This window comes from Nocardia colli (genome assembly GCF_008704205.1).
Classification (GTDB): Bacteria; Actinomycetota; Actinomycetes; order Mycobacteriales; family Mycobacteriaceae; genus Nocardia; species Nocardia colli.
Map to the genome: position 1 here is coordinate 1 of NZ_VXLC01000046.1, position 2,098 is coordinate 2,098.

The following is a 2,098-nucleotide window of genomic DNA, read 5'->3' on the forward strand; positions in this document are numbered from 1 at the left end:
CGGCAGAAGACCTCCGATCGTGCTAACTGTCAAGCTGCGGCAGATGTTTCAGGCTTAGTGGCGGGGTGTCCGAAAGCTTTTGCCGGGTCGTAGACCTGGCCCGTCTGCAGGCAGTGATAGAGCTGGCCGAGCATCTTGTTGAACAGATGCCGGACCGCCGGGGCGTGACGGTCACCATGTTGACGACGCTGACGGTAATGCTGTTGAGCTGGACCAGGATTCATCACCATCACCGCGGCCCAGACCCAGCCGACCGCCGCTAGACGGTCGTTCTTGATCCGGCGATAGCTGATCGAAATGGTCTTGCCCGATGCCCGGGTGACCGGCGCGGACCCAGCGTAGGACTTCAGCGCTCGAGCGTCAGCGAAGCGTCGGCGATCATCGCCGAGCTCGGCAAGTACCCGGGCCCCGGTTGAGTCGGCCAAGCCCGGAAAGCTGGTGATGATGGCGTAGTCCGGGTGGGTGCGAAACAGCTCGGAGGCCGCTTGTTCCAGGTCGCGAGCGCCGTCGCAGGCCGCGTTGAGCATGGCGAGCAGGGCCAGTGCCTGGCGACCCATCGCCGTTTCGACCATGAGCGGTTGTCGCAGTTGCGGTGCGCGAAGCCTCTCGATGATCTGCGCGGCGAGTCCGTCGACGCCGCGCTGACGTCCGGCCCGGCGCAGTGCTGCGGCGACGCGAGATTTGGTCAGCTTCGCGGCCGCCGCTGGGGTCGGCGCGACCGCGAGGACCGCGCGGGCCTCGGGTTCGGCGAGGTTGGTGGCCGAGCGGGCGCTGAAGGTTTCCAGGAACGCGGGGTAGTACTCGCGCAGCAGCGAACGCAGTTCGTTTCCGGCTTTGGTGCGCCGCCAGATACCATCCTGCTGGGCGCGGGCCAGCACCGAGATCGCTTGGGCGAGTTCGGAATCGGCGGGAAGCGCGCGGTGCAGATGAGCGTCGACCCGCAGAATGTTGGCCAAAGTCATGGCGTCGGCGTGGTCGGATTTGGCCCTGGCCAGGGTGTGGCGTTCGCGGTAGCGGGCCACCGCCATCGGGTTGATCGCGAACACCGGGCGACCAGAGGCCCGGATCGTGGCAACCAACAGGCCACGGGGAGTCTCGATCGCGACCGGGATCGGATCCTCGGCAGTGTCTCCGGCATCGATGAGAAGTTGGGTCAGCGCGGCGAAACCCCCAGGGTCATCGCCGATCCGCTTCTTGGTGACCAATTTGCCGCCGGCGTCGATGATCGCGATGTCGTGATGGCCCTCGGCCCAGTCGATACCGCAGTAGTGGTCCAATTCGTCCTCCATCAGGCAAGGGTTTGCGCTGGTCAGAACCCGAGCGAGAACGCGCAGCGCCCTACTTACAAGCCTCTGTGGGCTGGCCTCCGATGAGCTGTTCGCGATCCCAGCGACCCCCACGGCGCCGGTCTGCATCAGAGCTCGAAGGCTCTCGCGTTGAAGCGGGCGTCCAGCCGTGGGAGCGGGCTCGAACCACGAGCTATCCCAACCGATAACGGCGGCCGGACCGCGGAAGACACACCGTGGCATCGGGATCCGGCCGCCGTCGCACCACCGGTTGTCCGCGGTCTTCTGCGAGGGCTCAGGCCCCTCGGACGTTCAGGGATCGCGGTGGCGAGATCAATCCTTCGCAGTTAAGTAGCGGATGTTCTGAGCGGCACTCGCGTCGATTGCGCCGGCTCTCCGGGGATCTGCCTTTCGCGGCCCGTCCAGACCAGACCTATTCGACCTCATCCGGCGTGATCGGTGGGTGCCTCGGTTGGCGGCGGGCGCGTCCGGCGTTGCGCCGCCGCCTCCGCTTCGCCGCCAGCGCCGCGCGTGACTGCTGCCGCTCCTGCTGAGCGCGGCGTTCTCGGCGCAACTCCCGACCTACCAACCACTTCGAGCCGATCGGGTCGGTGACAAACCCGGCCCCTATGAACACCAGACCCACGGGCAGCAACCACAACGGCCACGCGAGGTACAACACAACCATGTCGCAGGCGAAACCACCGACCCAGCAGAGAAAGCTCGAAATCACCGGCAGATAGTGCCACTTGAAGTAAAAGGAAGATCGCATTCGATCCGATACCCCCGAGCTACCAAAGATTAGATATCCC

At 65.5% G+C, this 2,098-nt stretch carries 2 protein-coding genes; both read right to left on the reverse strand.

Annotation, left to right across the window (positions count from 1 at the left end; translation table 11 throughout):
* Window positions 1–29: 29 nt before the first annotated feature.
* Window positions 30–1,292, reverse strand: a complete 1,263-nt coding sequence (locus F3087_RS43910) for an IS110 family RNA-guided transposase (RefSeq protein WP_150408138.1) — start codon at window positions 1,290–1,292, stop codon at window positions 30–32.
* A gap of 427 nt (window positions 1,293–1,719) precedes the next feature.
* The coding region (locus tag F3087_RS47020; protein ID WP_223885808.1) for a hypothetical protein at window positions 1,720–2,098 on the reverse strand (379 nt) is incomplete at its 5' end.